The sequence below is a fragment of the Parvibaculum sp. genome, from assembly GCF_039973015.1.
Taxonomy (GTDB): Bacteria; Pseudomonadota; Alphaproteobacteria; order Parvibaculales; family Parvibaculaceae; genus Parvibaculum.
Window position 1 is genome coordinate 1 of record NZ_JBDWLT010000005.1, and the last position, 19,127, is coordinate 19,127.

Consider the following 19,127-nt stretch of genomic DNA (forward strand, 5'->3'; position numbering starts at 1 on the left):
ACAGAAGTCATAAAACAGCTGCGCCGGCGCCACCTGTGTTCCCATCATTGCTCTGCCCTCCGATAAGCCAGCACGATGGAATCACGCACCAGAAACCCGTTCAACCGCAGATTAAATCAACACAATCCGCCAGAAGCGGACTCTCCAATCCAACTCGACTCCCGGAGCACTCAGCCCGGTCCCCTTCGCTTCTCCACTTATCCCGTCAGAAAAATGACAAAGGTGAGCAGTGCCAAGAGAACTACTATCCAGCGCGCCGACAAATTCAGCGAAGCTAGCAACTTTGGTAGCTGTGCATCGACATCGACTGGCCTGAGATCGTTGACCTCGGCCTGATCAAGCGATGTCATTTGTTCATCATCTTCAACAGACTTAAGGCTCAATTTCGTCAGCTTCGAAGTCTGCTCTTTCTTCACGTTGATGTAGAGATTTGTTTCGCCAATCGACCCTAGTCGCGGCACATCGAATGCGACCCCCTCCGACAGCTCCACGGTGTGTTCACTGCCGCGCGTCAACACCTTTATCTCGCGAGTGGAAATTGACGGCGACCACTCGGAGTAGAAGCCCGATACTCTGCCGACGCTAAGAATGACTTCGTCTACAGCTCCGGAGGCGATCCTCTGTTCGTAGCGCTCAAATGTGCTTGGCTTCACCCTCAGAAAAAAGGTCACACAATCCTCAATTGTATCATCACGGAAATCGATTTCAGCGGTGTAGCTGACTGAGCCCCAAGCCTGACAGCTCTCGATCTTGTCCTCAGATTCGAGAGGTAAGATATCGAGTTGGAACTCTCCGATAACCCGATCGGTGCCGAACATTCGATAGGTTGTTTGTCGGAACCACATGTCATCGCCGCGAGGGTCGCCTGGGCTGAGCTTTATCGTGATTGTGCGTCGGTTAGACACCTCGGATTTTTGCGACAAGCCACCTTCGGCTTCACCGACCTCTTCCACAGCTATCTGGTCGCTCAGAACAATCTCGGTCCCGGTGAAGTAAAGGGTCCACGCCCATGGTATTTGGTCGTGGCCGATGACCTGACCATGCTCGTCGACCTCAGTGATCGCCCAACTGTAGAGACTTTTACGCTCAGGCTCAGTGAGCAAGCGTAATTGTCGATCCAAATGGAAATCCATGACGCCCCCGACCTTCAAGGTTCAATCGTGCCCGACAAGTGAGTTCCTGACAACTTGTCGAGTGCTGGCGTATGTCCGCTTTGGGTCAGAAGCTGCTCTTAAACGATGTGTCCGGACGATTCGCCAGCTTCGCACCAAAATGGCATCCGGTTGTGCCGAAGAATGTAGAATTAGCCGGCGCTAGACCGTCGTGTAGTATCCAGCCGACCTCTTTCGACGTATCGTCAATCATCGACGCCTGCTTGCCCAGATTTCCGCGGAGAGTGGAGATACCAGCTCGCTGTGAGAAACAACAATAAGTACCAAAGCTTAGGTGGCGAAGCCGATGGTTCTGTGTTTCTCGCCAACGACTGAGCAATAGGATAAGTTTGAGCACAAACTTCGGCTGTTCATGCGTGCCGCTCTACCCGACTTGTAGTGAGAAAGAGGGGTTCGAGGATTTGAGTGTCAGGTTTCTGCATACGGCCGATCTCCAAATTGGAAAGGGCTTCGGCCAGCTTCCTTCCGAGATTTCTGTCGTTCTACGCAACGCACGACTTGAGACACTGAAAAAGATCGCAGTTCTTGCCCGTGAGCGCCGCGTTGACGCGGTCCTCGTGGCCGGGGATTGCTTCGATGATATTGCGGTTGGTGATGAGACTTTGCGTCGCTTCAAAGTAGCTTTGGAGCCATTCGGGGGAACTTGGGTGCTGCTACCGGGCAACCATGACCCTGCCACAGCTGAATCTCCTTGGAGTCGGCTCAAACGGTTGACTCTGCCTGAAAATGTAATTGTCGCCGACGAACCGATTCCAATCGCACTCGGCGACAAAGCCATGATCCTGCCGGCACCACTGAAGCGTCGCCGTGACGCGGCTGACCTCACGGAGTGGTTCGATACGGCAGAGACAGATGATCACCTGATCCGTATCGGGCTTGCTCACGGCTCGGTGCGGGAGTTCCTGCCCGAAGCCAGCGAGGCGGCGAACCCGGTTGCGATGGATCGCGATATACGAGCCCGGCTTGACTACTTGGCTCTCGGCGACTGGCACGGCAAGCTCCAAGTGACAGATCGCACTTGGTATGCGGGTACGCCGGAACCGGATCGGTTCCGGGCCAACGAGCCCGGCTACATTCTCAACGTCGCCATCGACGCTCCGGGAGCCAAGCCGACCATCGAGCCGGTAGCTGTCGCTGAATATCGGTGGATGGAACAGACCAGAGACATTATGCCCGGCGGCACTGACGATGTGTCTCAGGGGTTGGATATCCCAGCAGCTGAGTTGTCGCGCCTTATTGTTCGGCTCGAGTTGCAAGGAACGATCGATCTCAGCACGCGCGCTGCTCTCGACGAAGCCCTCGGAGACCTGAGGGCGCGCGTGCAATATCTTGAAGTCGACGATGCCGGATTGGTGGTCGAACCGACCGAAGATGATCTCGACATGATCGACACCACCGGATTTGTTCGGACCGGGATGGAACGGCTGCGCGAGCAGCTGAACGGACCCGACGCGGAGACGGCGCGCCGCGCGCTTGCGCTGTTGTATGGCCTTCATCACCAGACCGGCGGTTGAATTATGCTCTTTCGCCGCATTGCCATCCGGAATTTTCGCAAACACCTGTCACCGGTGGTGATTGACGAGCTCGGCGAAGGTGTGACGGTGATTGCCGGCGACAATGAAGAAGGCAAGAGCACGTTGCTCGATGCGATCCGTACAGGACTCTTCGAACGTCATAATCTCGGCGGCAAAGCCGCAGACACCATGCAGCCGTTCGGATCAACAGTTCGCCCGGAAGTCCGGATAGATTTCGAGGTCGATGGTTCTCTCTACTCGATCACTAAGGGATTTATCCAAAAGGCATCAGCGCGCCTGACGACGCCAGCCGGTACATTCGAAGGTGCTGCGGCCGAAGAACGGCTCGCCGAACTTCTTACGTTCCGGCTATCGCAGCGCGGGGAATCCAAGCCAGATGATCGGGGCATTCTGGGGCTGTTCTGGCTGGAGCAGGGCCGTGTGCTTGATGGCCTCGGACTTGGCGAGACCGGAAGGTCGACGCTACGTGGTTCGCTGGAAGACGAAGTGGGCAATGTTCTCGGCGGCACCCGCGGCCGCAAACTTCTGGAAGCAGCGAGAGCACAGCGTGACGCCCTTTTGACCTCTACCGGCAGACCGCGTGGTGATCTCTCGGCTGCCAACGACGAAGCCGAGAAGGCGACGGCGCGTGTCTCGGAATTGGAAGCAGAGCGAGCCGAGTATGATCAGGAAATCGATCACCTGACGCAAGTCCGCCGCGACCTTGCACAGATCTCGCATGATCGCGTGCTCGAGAAAGCCGAGGAGGCTCTGAGCAAGGCTGAAAGCGAGGCCAGGTCGATCGCGCTGCTCAACCAGCGACACGAAGCGGCGGAGCAGGCGGTCGCTTTGACTAAGGCCCAGCTGGACAATGCAACGGACCATTCCGATCGTCGGCAGGCGCTGATCCAAGCAGTGGAAGGACGGGAGCGTGACCTGATAGATAAACGGGACGCGCACACGCGATTGAGCGATGAGGCAAGCCCCATTGCGGACCGCCAACAAGCGGCCGAAATCGAGATGATGGCAAAAACTGAAGCCAGGGAGACGGCGGAAACTCGCGTTGTTGTCGCCCAAGGCCGCTCCCGGATCGAGTCTCTGGACAAGCAGATCGCGGAGCTACACCGGAAAATCTCGGAGATCGAGAAGCTGGCTTCACAACGCAAGGCTGACCAAGATCGTATTGCCCAGATCGTGATCGACCAGCGCGGCTACGAGAAACTTCAGACTCTTGAGAGCGATATTCGAGCGGCCAAGGCAGCGCTCGGGGCTGTAGCCACGCGCGTGCGCTTCGCACCGACCGGCGGCCAAAGAGTGAAGAGAAACGGCATGGAACTCACGACTGGCGATACGGTGCAGGTTACCGACAGATCGCATTTTGAGTTGGATGGGTTCGGTGAGATCGACATCGAACCCGGCACGTCGGAGTTGGCCGATCGGCGTGCGCGGCTAAAAAAGGCTGAAGATGCGCTCGACAAGGGACTGACCGGGGTGGGTATGGCAGATATCGCCGCCGCCAAAATCCAACTCGAACAACGCACGTCGCTAGACGCACAAGTCAAGGAAGCCAAACGGTTGATTGATGCCTTGGCGCCGGAGGGCGCTGAGGCACTAGCAACGGTACTTGGAGAACAAAAGGCCGAGCGAAGTCGCCTCAGCGACACAACAAGTGCTCTCATGCTCGCCGATACTGCCGATCCGGAGACGGAAAGCCGCGTGTTGACCGCAGCCAAAGATGCCGAGAAGGAGGCAAGAGCAGCGCTAGATTTAGCTCAGAAGGAACATCAGGAACACGTCATTCAACTAACTGTTGCTGTCACAGCTTTAGAAGCGGCCGCTGAGGCGGTCACGACGGCCAAAGCCGATCTCCAGAAGGCGCGTGACGACGCAAGCGATGCTGAACTTACAACCAAGCTGGAGAGCGCGAAGGACGCGCTGACAAAGGCACAGAATACCCACGCTGAATCTACAAAGCGGCTGAATGCTGCGAATCCCGAAGAGGTAGAGCTGCGGCGAGAGCGGGCTCAATCAACTCTCGCGACCGTTGACGCCGAGCGGCGCCAGTTGCGCGAGGAGCAAATCGGATTGCAAAGTCGTCTGACGGCACTTGGCAAGAACGGGATCAGCGAGCTACTCGAAGAAGCCCGAGGCCGTGAGACACGAACCCTTGCGCGTCGAGATCGCTTGCAGCGGGATGCTGCGGCCTGGAACCGGTTGGTGTCCACCCTCGTTGACGCTGAACGCGATGCGAAAGAGGCCTTCCTGGAGCCGGTTCTGAAGCGGGTCGATCCGTTTCTGCGCCTTCTGTTTCCTGACGCTCGGGTCACACTCAATGAAGAAACATTGGAGATTACGGGTGTTGTTCGTGGGGGCTGCGAGGAACCTTATCCATTGCTGAGCATTGGGACACGGGAGCAGCTTTCGATCCTCGTTCGACTTGCCTTCGCCGTCTATCTGCGAGAGAAAGGATTTCCTGCCGCCGTCATCCTCGACGATGCTCTGGTGTACGCAGACGACGACCGCTTCGAGCGAATGCAACTTGCGTTACGAAAGGCAGCGGAAACCGTGCAGGTCCTGATTCTGACCTGTCGTCCCCGGGATTGGCGCGAGTTTGGAGCTCCGATTCGTCGCTTGGGTGATGGGAAGACGAAGAAATTTGGACCGCTTCAATAGACCGCTTCAATAGAAAGACTACGACTAGCAAATATGTGCCATCGGATCCTTAATCTCTGGCTAACGGTTCATGTCTCCCTGCCGTTGTCTCCCACTTTGAACACCGTGACATCTTCTGCTCCCGCAGGTTCGCGATGATCCGCTCTTCCGTGAATCTCGATCGCTTCATCGTCCGCCCCCTTCGGTTGACGGACTCTACTCAAATCGAAAGGAAGTTCAGGAACTCAGGTCAGTCCTAGCCACGTGGGAGAACGACCGCTCTTGGCGCATTAATCATTTCCGATACTGGAATTGAAAGTTTTTCCGCATCATCCGCCAAGGATATCGGCACAAATCCGAGGAAGAGACTGCTGATCCAGCTTAGACGATACGACGTCCAACCGAAGAAGATCGTCTGTCAAATAAGGATGGAACTTCTCGGATATCAAATTCGGGTCGGATGAGAATAAGTCAATATTTTCTCCTCGCGCGATGGCCTTCAATGTATCGATTGGTGATGACTGGGCCTCGCTGAGTGCCCCCTCGATAAAGCCGTCATGAACATGAACGCGATATCCTTGCGAGCGGAGAGCAAGCGCAAGTGTTTCAGTTTTGATGGTTCCGAGCCGGGTTGCGATGAGGAATTCGCTGTCCGCAGTCTGGACAATGCCGCCGGTATCGAAGCGTATCTGGGCGTAATTTCCACGCGCCTCGTCTAGAAGATCGAGCGCGGTGCGGTCCATGTAAATCGGCCGTTCCCGGGACTCCAGAACCTCGAACATCCGTTCGACGACCCGGTCGTGAATGATGCCGGGATCGCCGCCAAATCTTGGCGGTACGCCTGCCTTCGCGGGCACGACGACGATGACGCGTTCGCGATCGTGGATTTCCTGAACATGCCAGCGTCTGCCGGAGAATATAATCAGCATTCCGGGAGCGAGAAGACTATCGATCGAAATTGTTCCCAGCGCCTTTCCGTTCGCGACAATCCGGTATTCCTCTGGCGTTTTAAAAACGGCAAAGAAGCTGTAATGGTCGGTCAACTTCTCGCCGGCCTCGCCGAGCAGCAGAATACCTTCCTCGCCTTGTTCGATGAGCGCTACATCCGGGCGCCCGATTGCGCGGAGCACGTCGAGAAACATTGCCGACGAGACCGATCGGAAGGGGCCATACTGACAAAGGACCTTGTAGATATCGGGAGCCTTTGCGCCACCCCGCCCGGATATCACCGAAAGAATTTGATGAACCAGGGTGGAAAGATGAAGCGCGCCAGGCCGCGGCGGCTCACACCATCCCTCGAGGAGGAGTTCGATCATCGCAACGGCCCGCACGAGGCCAAGTCGAAGCCTGTCTACGACATTGCTGTCCGCGCGCAGTTCCGATTCGATGGCGTATTGCCGCAGTATGGCGGGACTGCCCTCTCTCCGTCCGGAGCGTCCCAATCGCTGACGAAGAGAGGCGACGCTGAAGGGGGCGCCTATCTGTGCGACACAGGTCACGTCTCCGATGTCGATCCCGAGTTCAAGCGTCGATGTGCAAATGGCGGTGGTCGGCACGGTGCCTTCCTTGAGCCTGCGCTCCACGAACTCGCGATGTTCGCGGGAGAGGTTCGCGTGATGGGGATAGAACTCTTGCGGCAGATGTGCGTCCTCGCACAGCGTTCGAAGCCTGTCCGCGTAAATCTCGACGGACTGGCGCGTGCCGGCGAAAACAAGGTTGTCGCTCCCGCGCAGATGCGTAAAGAGATGGTCGGAGATGGCCCCAACCGGAGTTGGGACTTCGTCGTCCTTGTCGCCGGAAACATAGCCACGAAGTTGAATCCGGAGTTCCGAACTACCTTTGTCCGCCTCAATGACATGAACGTCGTCAGGCGTGTCGGGACGCAGGTACTCCCGGGCAAGCTTCATGTCGCCAAGGGTCGCCGAAAGCCCCACACGGCGGATAGGCCTTCCGGCCGCAAGCTCCAGGCGGGTAATCAGGGAGCGCACCTGGACGCCGCGCTCTGCATCCAGAAGGCTGTGGATCTCATCGATGATGACGGCGCGAGTACTCCTGAAAAGGCGTGGAATCTCGAGGCCACGACGGACGAAGAGTGCTTCCAGCGATTCCGGTGTAATAAGCAGGATGCCGCGCGGATTTTTGACCGCCCGCGATTTCGATGAGGCGGCAATGTCGCCGTGCCAAGGCACGACGGGCAGTTCTGCTTCCTGGCAGATATCCTCGAGTCTTCGCGCCTGGTCGGATATCAACGCCTTGAGAGGGCCGATATAGAGGAGGTCGAAGCCGGCAACTGCCGCGGGGTCATCAAGCACTTGCGAGATGAGCGGCAAAAATGCTGCCTCGGTTTTCCCGCCTGCCGTGGACGCCGCAATGATGAGGTCTCCCTTGTCTTCGGACAAGATATGAATGGCGCGAGTCTGTATGTCGCGTAATTCTCGCCAGCCTTGCGCGCGAATCCATTTCTGAACGGGCCTGGCAAGCTTGTCGAATGCTGGCGTCACAAGCGAAAGCTCGCCATTTCGTCACCTTCCGGCTGCACTCCGCCAACGCTCTCATCGACATCGCTCATGTCTTCGCCGCCATCCGCCCCGACATCGACATCCGACACCAGATCCGTCCATTTGACGTCGGGGTTCTGCTCGAGAACAGCCAAGAGATTGACGAAGGCGGTAATAGTATTTCTTGGTGTCCGGAAATACGCCTCACCAATCCGCTCGGCGCAATGGGACATGAAGGCTTCAAGCGCCTCATCAGGCAGGTCATTGCCGCTACTCTGCATAATCGCTCTTATGTTTGAGAGCAGAATGAACAAGTCTTCCGGCGTGAGGTTCGCGAGGCGAATGACCGGTCCCGACAGATCGACCAGTCCGTCGCGAGCGAAGCTGTTGGCGGCAAGCCGCGTCTGAAGTGCCTCGTAGCTGTAGAGCCCGCGCCTCGTATTCATCAGGAACTCCGGTGTCCCTCCCATGAGAAAACCGAGATGGCCGGCGCTGCCCTGAAGCACGTCGTTCAGAATGCGGAGGATCTGCTCGTAGTTCGCGTTTCGCGCCTGCGCCGAGCTGAGCTTGTAGAGATTGACCATTTCATCCAGGCCAACCAGCAGACCCTTATAGCCTGCGGCTTTGACGAATGACGACATGAGCTTCAGGTGGTCATAGACGGTGGCGTCATCGACAATCGTGCGCACGCCGAGCGCCTTGCGCGCATCCGTGCGGGTCGAAAACTCGCCCCGTAGCCATCGCAGAGCAGAGGTCTGGAGCTCCTCGTCTCCAGCTTCGTGACCTTCCCAGTAGCGCTTGATGACGGTAGCGAAATCAAAGCCACCCGTCAGTTCCTGGATATGGGATAGCCGCTCGTGGATGACTGCTCCGGTCGCGAGGTCCCCTTTTTCAGCGTCATGATGTGCTTGGCTGACGAAGCGTTCGACAACGCTGGAAAGGGCGCCGCCATCCGCCTTTGTTCTCGTTGCCATGTTTCTTGCCATTTCGGCATAGAGACTTCGTGCCTGTCCGCCGGAGGCGTGAATGCGCCGGTCCGGGGCGAGATCGGCGAACATCGCAACGAGCCCCTTTTCCAGAGCGACGAGCCGGATGAGGTTCATGAAGAAGGTTTTGCCGGATCCGTATTCGCCGATAATGAAGCGAATAGTCGCCCCGCCATCCGCGATATGGTCGATATCCTTGACGAGTTGTTCGATCTCCATGGCTCGGCCGACTTGGATGTGCCGCAAGCCCTGTTTCGGAACGACGCCCGCGCGCAGAGCCTGAACAATTGCGTCACGCTCTCGTGGTTTAATGTTGACCATGTTCACGCCTCTATTTCTTTCTTCAGCGCCGCCGATATGTTCGGCGACACGTCATATCCGTCATACTCATCAAGCAGGGCTTCATCGTACCTCTCGAAAGCCCATTCATTGAGTGCTTCCAGGGTGCCGGACGGCATTAGCTCGTGCCTGCCGGAAAGCTCCAGAAATTCCTCTTCAGACCAGTGTTGCCGTTCGATGATCTCGACGACAAGGCCGGCATGTTTCACGCTCAATCCCGCAAGGGCCGATGACAAAGCGGGCGGTTCGTCCCCATTGGTATCATTGGTTTCATCGGTCGAGAAAATATCGCCCAGAACCGAGGAAACGCGCTTTGTATCTGACCTGATGGCGGCAATACGCTCTGGGTCTAGCCTGGATATCACCGAGGAGTGGTCTGGCGGGATGGCTTCTCCGGGAGCGCCCGGTTCGGCACCCCGCATGGCAACAGGTCCATCGAGGACGCGCCCGGCATGCAAGTCGTTATAAGCGGCCTTTGGGTCGATACCCAGGGCCTTGTAGATTTTCTCTATTTCAGCCACTTCTTCGGATTGAACAACGGTATCAGCATGAGCGATGGCAACCACCGCGGCCCGAATTGACGCCTGTTGTTCGAGGCTTGCGCTTTTCAGCTTTTGACGCAGAAGCGACATGTTGGGCGGCACCGCGACGAGCCAATCGAGATTGGCGAATAGCCTTCTCTGCTCCTGCTCGTCCAATCCATTCGTGTTGAGGATGCGGTTGCGCAGGGTAAGACGCTCCGCTTCGGCAAAATGTCCGTCGGCATGGGCAACGAATGTGCCGATGGCAAGCTCGATCAACGCTTCGTGGAACCGGGAAGAAACCTCTTCGAGTTTCTCGACGGATGTCCCGAGATCGAAAATGACGACGGGCTCGTCGGCCTTTGGCGTACGCAATGAGAAACGCGGATCGGGCGCCATCCCAAAGCCGACGCGCGCAAGCGCATCGGCGGCATCCATCAGCTGACGCTTGCCTATCTTGCCGCTCTCTCCACCCTCAAGTCTAGCGATGACGTCCGTCACCGGTGTAAGTCCGCCGGCTTCAGCTCTGGAGCGGGCCCAAGTCTTGAGGTTCTCAAGCTCAGCGGAAGGGAAGAGTTGACGGAGGTCTGCGGGCAGCAACGCCTGCGCTTCGAGACTTCCTCTTCCATCCGGTTTACGCCCGATGAAACGGGAGAACTTGTCCAGTTCGTCGGTCACTTGATCGGCGATCTTCTGGGCGATATTAACAGGCTTTTTCAGATTTGAGATGTCGGGTATCGGCTGACCATCGAGTGCGGGACTAAGGTCAACATGGAACTCGCCAGATGCGGCTCGGTAGCTTTCCTTGAGGATTTTTTTCGGTGTCTGGACCTTTAATCCACCGGGGAATTTCTCGTCGAAACGCAGCTTGAACAGGGCTTTAAACTCTTCGGGGCATCTCGTCGCGGGGGTGCGGAGATTGCGCTCCGGGTGACACATCAGCCAACTGAGGACCCAATCAGATGAAAGCGTTTCGCCCGCCGCGACGCTGGCGCCCAACGTCATCTTAAGCGACAGGGGAATTTCCCACCCCGGATTCTCGAAAATTGGTTCCTGAAGAGATTTGTCATTCAGGTCCAGCTTCGCAATCTCAATGAAGCTTCCGAGATAGCGTCGAGCCGAACCGCTACTCTCATAGAGTTTCTGAAGCCGGAGAACCTCGTCGAGAATTTCTCTCTTTTCATCATCGGACGGACGGTCGACCAGGAATCGCCGCTCGAGACCATAGAAATAAAGGAACATGTATCCAGGATTGTACGAGGCATCCGTGCGCCCTCCCGCCAACCAGTCGAGATAGGTGGCACGGCACTCCGCAGGGATGTCAGAGTATCCCGGCCAGTAGGGCAACGAATTCCCAGCCATGTCTGTTCCTGCCTTGGTCACCGGCAGCGAAGGATCGATATATGCCCGGCACTTGCTGTATCCGCCGGGGCTCAGAAGAGGAGGCGCACCAACATAGATCATGCCGCCAAGGTTGCGGCCGCCGATATCGACGGTCTCGTTTTTTGGTATCCAACCCTTCGAATACTTGGGCTCCATCCAGCTGGCATTCTTTCCAACAGCCCCACGAGTCAGCGGATGTGATCCGCCGACAGGCAACCTTTCCGGCGAGGGCTTCGGTTTATGCGGCTTTGGATTTTTCCTTGCTGATCGCCGACGCTCACCAACCCAAACCAGCAATCCGGGAACAACAAAGGCAAACAGCGCCTGTGTCCCATCGGACCAATCTTGAAGGACTGTCACGACGGCAAACATGCAAGCAATGAAATAGAGGCCGTACAGCGATACAAGGCGTATGAATGTCACGGTGAAATCCGAATAGAGCTGACCAAGAGAAAGCTACTAAGGAACACCCATAAGCTATCCGTACACAAAGCTACATTCTATGCAAAACGTCCTTCTCCTAGTGTGTGACAGGTCGCCCAATCCTTTCAAAACTCCATCTCATCTGTATCGATCAGCTACCGACGCTGGTGCGGCGTCATTTGAGCTGAGTAGGAGAATGAAAGCGCAGACCCAGTGCCGATTCTACGCCGGCGGCGGAGTGAAAGCCCTTTGCTCGTCACTTGGACTATTTCAGTAGAGAACCCCATTCGTATCGGAACCTTTCTTGCCGTTTGTTGATGTTCCTTTTAGCGCGAAGCCGACGAATCGCACGAACTCATCGTTTAAGGACCGCTTCTGACCCGAGACGACTAAAAGTCAACTGGACGCCTTTCCAGCCCCACACTCGTATCATTTGGGTTTGGGCTCGAAGTCTATGGACCGAACCATGCACGGATGCGCGTGCTTATCCATGGCCCAGGCGCTTCATCGATCAACGTCGTGTCTGAAATCGCTGAAGATGCCACTTTACGGCGCGCCACTTCCTTTAGGCGCGCCAGCGACCGCGCTAAGGCTGCTTCCGCTTCGTTGGGCGACATATTCCTACCTCACGTCCAGGATATAGAAATAACCCTCCACCGTCCGGCGCAAGCCCTTGTACCGCTCGCGGCCGCCAGTGTCGAAACCATCATACAAACGCACGTAGAAACGGCATTCGTGTTCGTCGCTCCATTTCAGCAGTGGCTGAGATGCCGAGGCAAAACGCTCATGCTCCATTCCCTCGCCATACACCATTCCCTCAAGCGGCAGAGCCGCCTGATCCTCTTCCCGGCCGGGCACCTTGTTGTCCTTCAGGACAACACCATCATCGGTCAGAACGGCATCGAAAATATACTGGATACGGCCGTTCTCATCCGCCCAGCACGGCGGCAGGCCGAACCCGCCAATTTGTTCGTTCAGACGCCGGTTGAGATAGGCTGTTTGTCCCTGACAACTGGACAGCTCGGTCCTGCACATCGCAGCCGATTCAAGAAGTTTTTCTGCGGAGCCTCCCGACTGCTCGACCGCACGGCCAAGAAGCGCGTCCTTGCGAAAACTCTCGATCACTTCCGATACCGACATTTCCGGACCATGCTGTTCGCGCACCTCTTCGATGAGCGCGAGTGCGGCTTCGGCGTCCTCAAGGCGCTTGTTTGCCGTAGCGAGCTCTTTCTTCGCGCGCACATATTCTTTTGTTATGTCCAGCGCGTCGACGCCCGTACGTTCAATAATCTCGACGACCGGACGAAGCTGTTCGAGTTCTTCCGCGGCATCGGCGGCGCGGTTCTCCGCTTCCTCCCTTGCTTCTCGCTCCTTCGTAATCTGTGAGGCGAGTAAAAGCATAAGAAGAAATGTGAGCAGCAGCAGAATTTCGGCCATGGTCAGGCCGAGGACCACGCCGCGTCGGAAATGACGATCATCCCTGGAAGGCGTAACGCTCATCCGATCCGCTCGACCACGGAGTCCGCGAGCTCGCTCAGCGCCGCTCCCGTTTGAGCGACCATGCGCCGCGAGCGCTCGAGTTCGCTTGCAAATTCCTCGTTATGCGCCTTGAGAGTGCTCGTTACTTCCGAGAGAGACTTGTCGAGCGCTCCCACTAATGCCCTCTGCTCCGCGAGAAGCTCCTCGACAAGATTGCGGATACTCTCTTTCGCTTCCGCGGCCCCACGAAGCTGTCCGTCGATCATGTCACCCGTCTGTTCGAGTGCCTTTGCCGTGTTCTGCGCCGCGCTTTCCGTGGCCTTCGTCGCCCCCTCCATACGTGTGGCGGTGTCGGCCAGCATATTTGTTGCCGCCGCAATCTTCTCTATGACCTGCTCGATTCGCTCGACGGTTGCGAGGCTCTTGTCCGCCGCCTTGGAACGAATTTCCTCTTCGTTGCGCAATAGCCCATCCATCCGTTCGATGGCCTGCGCTGCCTTCTCCATAGCTGGCTCAAAGCGTCGGCTCACGAGGTCGGACGGCGCCTCTATCTTGTCGATCTTCTTCACCAGACTGCCGAGACCCTTCACCGTTTGAGCGGAGGCCTCGTTCAACTGCGCAGAATGATTTGAAAATTGCTCGAAAGCTTCGTCGATGCGTCCCAGTACGCGATTGGCGGAACTGCCGACCTTCTCCACCGCCTCGTCGAGAGCGCTTGCCGCATGATTTGCCGAGGCATTTATCTGCTCTTCAATGGTCTGGCGCGCGATGTGGAAGAACCCATCCAGCGCAAGGACTGTGTCATCGATCTTCGCACGTAGGCGCATGACCGCCTGCGCGAGTTCCATCCGCGCGTCTTCCTCTGTTTCGAGGACGTCCTTTCGCACCTGATTGATTGTAACGCGCAGCAGAACGCCGGCGATGGTCGAACCGAGCGCAAGTCCGAAGTTGGAAATGATAACCGAAACATCCGGTCTTTCGGCAAACTCGTAGAGCGCGAAGGAGAGGCTCGCGAGCGTGAAAAGAAAGCCGAGGTAGTAGCAATTATCCCCCGCAACGTCATCGCGCAGCCGCAATTGCGGGACGGCGGTGACGGCAACCAAGTAGCCACATATGATGGCGACAGCGGCAATGGTTACCCATAGCTGGGGGACTTCATAGGCCTTCATCGCGATTAGGATGCCACCGCCACCCAGGGATGCGAACAGGAACGGTGCGCGCGCGAACCAGACATACTGTGTCGGCGTGAGCCAGCCCCGCAGACGGGAGTCGAAAGAAGCCATGACTTATCCTGGTAATGGTGAATAGCGACCGATGATGGCACCCTGGTCTTCGAGCCATCTCATCCAGAACCCGACGAGATCCTCGGATTGCCTGCTTCGTTCCGATTTCCGGTGAAGAAGGTGAAGTTCAACCTCAACGCCCGAGAGGTCCGCCATGCTGGAGACGCCGTAGGCACTCCGGCGGAATGTCTCGTAGTCGGGTATTCCTCGATAGAGACTGAACTCCGGCACGTATTGGAGAAAATCACTGACGATAATGAGTTTGCGCTCATGCGCGGAGGTATCCGGCCCGAAGTTCGTGACAGCGATTGATTGCACGGCCTCGAAAATAGGCGAGCGGTCGGCCTCCGTGTCGGTGCGCATCGCGGCAAGCATGCCGCGTACCGGCTTTTCGAACGTCTCCTTATAGCGTTTCTTTGCCATTTCCGGATTTGCGGTCAGAACCGACAGGTCCGATCCGTCACCTGGATTGCACAGCGCCACCACCGGCTTCAACAGAATTCCGTCCGCACTCACCTCATAAATCTCGAACAACCCCTGCTTTGGCACCTGTCTGGCCCACATGACGATTCGGCGATGAAGTGCCTCGGCCTGTATCGGCCCGAGGCCGTCCGTCCTGTCGATGAGTACGGCGTGAATAGCGGCCGGCCCATCCTTCGGACAGAAGGTCTCCGAATCGAGCCCCGCCTGTTCGGCCTTTTGTTCGCGCGAGAGCAACAAGATACCGCCCAGCACGAGAAGAACAGCACCGACAACAATTCCTGCGACGAGCTTTGATACGAAACCGCTATCCTCGCCGTCGTACTTCGAACTGCGCGAGCGGGGCCGCCGCCTTTGCGAACGGCTCATTCGGCACTCCCTGCTTCTACCGCACGCTTTTCAATCCAGGTGATGCCCTCGCCGTAGGCATTCTGGAGCTTCTTCGTGGCCTCTCTCAGCGCCTCATCCGCTGCCCTGAAATCTTCGTCGGGGAAATTGTAGGCCGCGTCATCGAGAGCGGGCACTTCGAAACCATCGAGAACCCAGCTCTCCGAGAAATGTGCAGGCGGCGGCGCCTTGCGGGCCTTGCGGTTCGCATCCCGGTAGATGGAAAGAAGCGCACGACCCGTCTCCTGAACATGCGCGCGGAAACTCGCATAGCGCTGTACCAGGCGTTTCCTTCCCTCCAGAATGCGTGGAACCTGCTGCCGGCGGTCACGAAGCGAGGAACGCTCATTGCCCACCTTCTCAATGAACTCTTCCTCCAGATCCTTCAGATCCGCCAGACTGTCACCAATCATGCGATGAAAGTTCCTTGCCGCCCGGCGGCGTGCCTCGGCCGCACCTTCATATCCAGGATAGGGGTCTCTCCACGCACGCCCCTCCAGCAGCGCTCCAAACGCGAAGAGCATGCCGAGACCGGCTATCAGCACCGAATTGATGTCGCCCAGATTGAAGGGGTCGGATATCAGCGAAGGCAATGTCTGCGCGGCGGCCTCGACGGACGTCGCGCCGGCGATGACGGCGGCGCGGAAATGTGCGAGCGAGAGATTTATCGCCAGCACCAGACAAATCAGAACGGCAGTCACCACCCATCCGACAACACGAAGCGCAACTTTCCTGTGACCGGCATATGGCAGGCTGAGTATTCCCGTCAGAAATCCGAGTGTCATGCTGAGGAAAGTGAAGATGACGGCGCTTGCGAAACCGCCGAGAAGGCCGCCTTCGTCGCCTGGCGCTATCATGAAGGCGCTCGGGACTACCTCAACTAGCGCCATAACAGCCAGGCCTGCAAGCAACCAGTGCTTCGGCTTCTTCGGTTGCGGCGGGCGTCTTAGTCCATTGGCTTCCCTGAACTCCATGAGAGCCGCTTCCGCATCCGTGAGGTCACGGCGGGCGTCTGTAAGTCTTCCTTTCCATTCGGCAAGGCGGGCCCTGAAATTGGCCTCCGCCTGGGTGCCGAGAGAATCCATGTTGGCAGCCGCGCCCGAAGGGTCGACCGATGCCAACCGTTCCGCGAAAACCGCGAGTTGGTCTATTGTCCGGCTATGCGCGCGCGGCTTCTTCCCGCATGCGCATGACGACCTCGCCCTCGACAGAGTCGAGAGCGGCATAGTCCTGACCCGGCTGATCAGCCAGCCCGTTGTCGCGGCCGCGCTTTTCAAGCTCCATCTTCTCCGCAATATTGTCGACGCGAAGAGACAGAAACTCGTCCGACGAAGACAGAAAGTCGCTTTTGAACAATTGAGCGACGGTCTTGCTCATCGATTACCCCCCATAAAGTAGAGGGACTTATACCAAAGAACTCACATCGCACTAAGCGGCAAATGGCAAGCTCTTCATTCAATAGATGACGCACCTATGAACCAAACTCAGGTGATTCCCAGCCATAATTTGACTAACATCTACATCTTGTGGCGTTTGAAAGAAAATTATGGCAAGAAGTGCTGGAGTGGCTCGGGTAAATTTTCCGCTTTATGGGAGACGAAATGGCGCTGTCGTTACCACCTGGCCTGAAGCCTGTTGGCGACTTTTCTGTTCAGGTTATCGTTGGTGCGATTTTGTTCGTTTTGATCGCACTGGTCGCGGTCGCGCTGGCTGGTCTCGTTAAATGGATTGAAACCTGGAATGTGGCACCAGAGTGGCTTCTCGGCGGTCTGCATTGGGTCGAGTGGGGTATCTTCTGGGTTGACGTCTTCAGTTTCGGCTTGTTTTTGGTAGCCGAGGTCGCCAAGTTAATTAGAGCACTATGGAACGGATGGAGGTCGCTATGACCAACGGCAGAGAACAGCCCGCCTCGGTGGAACCTAAGAATGGGGCTCGATTTGTGGTAGATGAAACCTATCTTCGGAAGCAGGCTTCCGAAGCCGTTGCGCTGTTCCTTACGCCGCTTTCCGGAGTTTTTGGCGCCTTGTTCGGCAACAAGGCGCGCGATCGGACGCATAACAAGGCTGCGTAATACGACAAGCTGTGATTGATGTGAGGCCGCCAAGCCGTAGGTTTGGCGGCTTTTGTTGTGCCTTCGCGCCTGTGAGTCAAATTCAGTGGCCACGCTCACGGGTTAAGAATCGTCGATGCTTATAGGGCTGGCGTCGGTTTTTTGGGGAGGTTGAGCGGGTACGGCAACGCTGCCAGTTTCGTGCGGCGCAGCTCCCGGCCGTGACTCCGCGAGAACAAAATCCGCATAAGGACGATGGATGGGACGGTGACAAGTTCGCGCCGCTTGCCCCTGCCTTTGGAAATCGGGCGATAGTCCCAGTGGAACTGGAGCTCGGCGAGGTAGCGCCGCCTATGCTCGTCGCTCCAGACATGCCACACGCCCATCTTGGCGCGGCGAAGAAAGAGGTTGAATGCCTCGGCCGTGTTCACATGGACGTCGCCGCGCACCGCCTGGTCCTTGCCGGCGGCAATCTAATGTCCTGTCTCCGTCCGTCATGAGGCGGCCTTCCGGCTCCACGAGCTCGCGCATCAATGGTCCGACTGTCGAGGCGCTGCCATCCGCCATTTCGGCCGTGCGCACGCGCTCGCCACGCTCGACCGCAATCAGAATCTGCTTCTTGCCGCTGCCGCGGCCAGGCGCGTTGTAGATGAATTTCGCGGTTTTCTCGCCGTATTTCGCCCGGTTCTTGCGGGCCGGCTTGCCGCCATCGGCAATATCGTCCGCCTCGACGATCCCGGAAAGTTTCGCTTCGCCGGCGGCCGGGTTCATCAGAAGCCGGATGGCATGCCCGAGCTTCCAGGCGCTGCGCTGCGTGATGCCGAGGTGCCGCTGCAGGTCCGTCAGCGACCTGATGCCTATTGGGTCGAACCGTCCGGTCATGCCCCAAGGCTAACCATGGGGGCCTCTACAAGATATTGATTTGGCGGGAGCTTGTGCGGAGTGAGCCCGACGAAGAACCTAATTCATTGATTGGAAAGAGATTATCGCGATGTCACCTGCGTTTGGTTCATAGGTGCGATAGATGAAACGACGAGCTTCAGCGCGGCGCACGGTGCCAGCCGGCTGCCTTCGCATCGGAAACCGAACAAAACCAGCGCTCGCCCTTGGATGTATCGATGCGGGTCGCCTCATAATACTGGTCGCCGGGAATGTGGTAGGTGAAGTTCCCAGACTTCCCGATATTCCCCTTGATGACGCATTCACCCGGCATGCTCATTTCAGAAGAACTACTGTCGAGGCGTATTCCGCGCCGATAGTCCCAAGGCATCACAAATGCCCCCGACCAGATTCCGAGCTTCTCTCGTTTTGCCTCGTCCTCTGCATGGACGTAATCGGTTGAGTAGCGACGGTAGGCAACCGCATAGCCCTTCGCGACCATCGCCTCATTGACGTTGGCACCGCCAGCGAAGCACACCGCGATGGCCCGACCATACCTGTCCGTCTCGCTACTCTCACACGAGACACTTCGACGTCCGATCATCTCGGCAAGCAGGTTCGCCGCAGTCTGCCCGCAGCGCCACTCGTCACCGTTCTCCCTGCGGCAACGCTGGCTGCTCTCGGGCGCATCGATACCATGAAGGCGAATGCGTGTGCCGTGAACTTCAAGAGTGTCGCCATCGGTGACGCTGGCCACTCCAGCCAGATTTTCCGCCACTGTGATATCAGCCGTAGCCACAATCGGACAAGTGATGCACAGCATTAAGATGTAAAGCTTCATTTTCCCTCTTCTCCCCACGCAAGGCGGCAACTCACCATGAGTTCACCGCCTGCTTCTCAACCGAGGTGCGTCACGGTTCTTGCCAAGCCTTACCCCCTAGGTCGCCGCCGGACGTTTCGGCAGGCATTGTTGCGCCTAATGAGGCGGCAGTCGCTCTTGGCGCAAAGCGGACGTTCTTGCCCCTCCCCCCGCCGACAATCCCAATAACCCAGATTTAGTCGCCGCGAGCCAACGGCAACG

The 19,127-nt window shown here is 57.3% G+C and carries 15 protein-coding genes; 4 read left to right on the forward strand and 11 right to left on the reverse strand.

Features of this window, described 5'->3' with window-relative positions; translation table 11 throughout:
* Positions 1-197: 197 nt before the first annotated feature.
* Positions 198-1,133, reverse strand: coding sequence for a hypothetical protein (locus tag ABJO61_RS03505; RefSeq protein WP_348322732.1), 936 nt, complete (start codon positions 1,131-1,133; stop codon positions 198-200).
* A 368-nt stretch (positions 1,134-1,501) separates the two neighbouring features.
* Here ABJO61_RS03505 and ABJO61_RS03510 point away from each other — a divergent pair, with 368 nt between their 5' ends.
* Both ABJO61_RS03510 and ABJO61_RS03515 read left to right on the forward strand, forming a co-directional pair.
* Complete coding sequence (locus tag ABJO61_RS03510; protein ID WP_348322733.1) at positions 1,502-2,686, forward strand: DNA repair exonuclease; 1,185 nt, start codon at positions 1,502-1,504, stop codon at positions 2,684-2,686.
* A gap of 3 nt (positions 2,687-2,689) precedes the next feature.
* Positions 2,690-5,359, forward strand: coding sequence for an AAA family ATPase (locus ABJO61_RS03515; protein WP_348322734.1), 2,670 nt, complete (start codon positions 2,690-2,692; stop codon positions 5,357-5,359).
* A 308-nt stretch (positions 5,360-5,667) separates the two neighbouring features.
* Here ABJO61_RS03515 and ABJO61_RS03520 read toward each other — a convergent pair whose 3' ends face one another.
* From ABJO61_RS03520 to ABJO61_RS03555, 8 genes are all read right to left on the reverse strand, one after another.
* Positions 5,668-7,839 (reverse strand): DEAD/DEAH box helicase, encoded by a 2,172-nt coding sequence (locus tag ABJO61_RS03520; RefSeq protein WP_348322735.1) that lies wholly within the window; start codon positions 7,837-7,839, stop codon positions 5,668-5,670.
* Complete coding sequence (locus ABJO61_RS03525) at positions 7,836-9,143, reverse strand: ATP-binding protein (RefSeq protein WP_348322736.1); 1,308 nt, start codon at positions 9,141-9,143, stop codon at positions 7,836-7,838. Before ABJO61_RS03525 ends, ABJO61_RS03520 begins: the two co-directional genes overlap by 4 nt.
* Before the next feature lie 2 nt (positions 9,144-9,145).
* Positions 9,146-11,488, reverse strand: a complete 2,343-nt coding sequence (locus tag ABJO61_RS03530; RefSeq protein ID WP_348322737.1) for a TerB N-terminal domain-containing protein — start codon at positions 11,486-11,488, stop codon at positions 9,146-9,148.
* Between the two features lie 621 nt (positions 11,489-12,109).
* A complete protein-coding gene (locus tag ABJO61_RS03535; RefSeq protein ID WP_348322738.1) occupies positions 12,110-12,988 on the reverse strand; it encodes a hypothetical protein in 879 nt (292 codons plus the stop codon).
* Positions 12,985-14,250, reverse strand: a complete 1,266-nt coding sequence (locus tag ABJO61_RS03540) for a methyl-accepting chemotaxis protein (RefSeq protein WP_348322739.1) — start codon at positions 14,248-14,250, stop codon at positions 12,985-12,987. The genes ABJO61_RS03535 and ABJO61_RS03540 overlap by 4 nt, the downstream gene beginning before the upstream one ends.
* A 3-nt stretch (positions 14,251-14,253) precedes the next feature.
* A complete protein-coding gene (locus ABJO61_RS03545; protein WP_348322740.1) occupies positions 14,254-15,099 on the reverse strand; it encodes a hypothetical protein in 846 nt (281 codons plus the stop codon).
* Entirely contained in the window at positions 15,096-16,202 is a 1,107-nt protein-coding gene (locus ABJO61_RS03550) for a hypothetical protein (protein WP_348322742.1), read from the reverse strand. The genes ABJO61_RS03545 and ABJO61_RS03550 overlap by 4 nt, the downstream gene beginning before the upstream one ends.
* A gap of 73 nt (positions 16,203-16,275) precedes the next feature.
* The gene (locus ABJO61_RS03555; protein ID WP_348322743.1) at positions 16,276-16,494 is read right to left on the reverse strand and encodes a hypothetical protein; all 219 of its coding nucleotides are present in this window, start codon (positions 16,492-16,494) and stop codon (positions 16,276-16,278) included.
* A 224-nt stretch (positions 16,495-16,718) separates the two neighbouring features.
* Between ABJO61_RS03555 and ABJO61_RS03560 the strand changes: the two genes are divergently transcribed.
* Positions 16,719-17,003 (forward strand): hypothetical protein, encoded by a 285-nt coding sequence (locus ABJO61_RS03560; RefSeq protein ID WP_348322744.1) that lies wholly within the window; start codon positions 16,719-16,721, stop codon positions 17,001-17,003.
* Positions 17,000-17,188 (forward strand): hypothetical protein, encoded by a 189-nt coding sequence (locus tag ABJO61_RS03565; RefSeq protein ID WP_348322745.1) that lies wholly within the window; start codon positions 17,000-17,002, stop codon positions 17,186-17,188. The genes ABJO61_RS03560 and ABJO61_RS03565 overlap by 4 nt, the downstream gene beginning before the upstream one ends.
* Before the next feature lie 330 nt (positions 17,189-17,518).
* On the opposite strand, the gene ABJO61_RS03570 is transcribed toward ABJO61_RS03565, so the two are convergent.
* Both ABJO61_RS03570 and ABJO61_RS03575 read right to left on the reverse strand, forming a co-directional pair.
* The gene (locus ABJO61_RS03570) at positions 17,519-18,049 is read right to left on the reverse strand and encodes a transposase (protein ID WP_348322746.1); all 531 of its coding nucleotides are present in this window, start codon (positions 18,047-18,049) and stop codon (positions 17,519-17,521) included.
* A 157-nt stretch (positions 18,050-18,206) separates the two neighbouring features.
* Positions 18,207-18,887, reverse strand: coding sequence for a thermonuclease family protein (locus ABJO61_RS03575; RefSeq protein WP_348322747.1), 681 nt, complete (start codon positions 18,885-18,887; stop codon positions 18,207-18,209).
* Positions 18,888-19,127 lie beyond the last annotated feature (240 nt).